Here is a 1,041-nt window from a genome sequence, read left to right as displayed (position 1 = left end):
CCAATGGTGACAAGGTGGTGATCGCTGCGGGCCAGACCGAAGCCACCTACCGCACCGATGCCCAGGGCGAGGACGTCTTCAAGGACGCCGGTTCGCTAACCGTTGGTATCACCGATGCCACCGTTGAGGGCCAGACCTTCGAGAACCTGCAGCTGGGTGGCTCGGCCACCGTGCAGATCGCCGACACCATCAACGATGTCGTGGCGACCCTGACCGCCGACAAGACCACCGTCGCCGAAGGCGGTCAGATCACCTACACCGTGACCCTGACCAGCAAGGATGGCTTGCCGGTTACTGGCCACCAGGGCCTGACCTTTACGCTCACCGACGGCACTGTCGTCGAAGTGGCCAAGGGCAGTGCTGCCGGTACCGCCACCATCACCACCAACGATGACGTGTATGTCGGCGGCCAGCCGGCCATTGCCCAAACGATCACTGGTGTGACCGGCGATGCGGTCTTCGAGAACCTGATCACTGCTGGCAGCACCAACACAGTCGTCACTGACGAACCAGGAACTCCAGGTAATCCGGGTACCCCTGGCACGCCGAACGCTGGCGACCAGATCGTCGTCTCGATCGTCAGCAACGGCAACGTCACCGAAGCCGAGCAGCCGGTCTTCACCGTGCGCGTCAGCCAGGTCCTGGATCGTGAGCTCACCGTCACCCTGTCCAATGGTGACAAGGTGGTGATCGCTGCGGGCCAGACCGAAGCCACCTACCGCACCGATGCCCAGGGCGAGGACGTCTTCAAGGACGCCGGTTCGCTAACCGTTGGTATCACCGATGCCACCGTTGAGGGCCAGACCTTCGAGAACCTGCAGCTGGGTGGCTCGGCCACCGTGCAGATCGCCGACACCATCAACGATGTCGTGGCGACCCTGACCGCCGACAAGACCACCGTCGCCGAAGGCGGTCAGATCACCTACACCGTGACCCTGACCAGCAAGGATGGCTTGCCGGTTACTGGCCACCAGGGCCTGACCTTTACGCTCACCGACGGCACTGTCGTCGAAGTGGCCAAGGGCAGTGCTGCCGGTACCG

Annotated in this window: 1 protein-coding gene; it reads left to right on the top strand. The window is 63.4% G+C overall.

From position 1 onward, the window contains the following. Positions 1-1,041 (top strand): immunoglobulin-like domain-containing protein (locus G7009_RS27270; protein ID WP_375139579.1); only part of this gene is annotated, 1,041 nt, incomplete at both ends.

The organism is Pseudomonas capeferrum (genome assembly GCF_013523055.1).
GTDB lineage: Bacteria > Pseudomonadota > Gammaproteobacteria > Pseudomonadales > Pseudomonadaceae > Aquipseudomonas > Aquipseudomonas capeferrum_A.
Note: the sequence above shows the minus strand (reverse complement) of the source record. Positions and strands in the feature narration are given on the sequence as shown.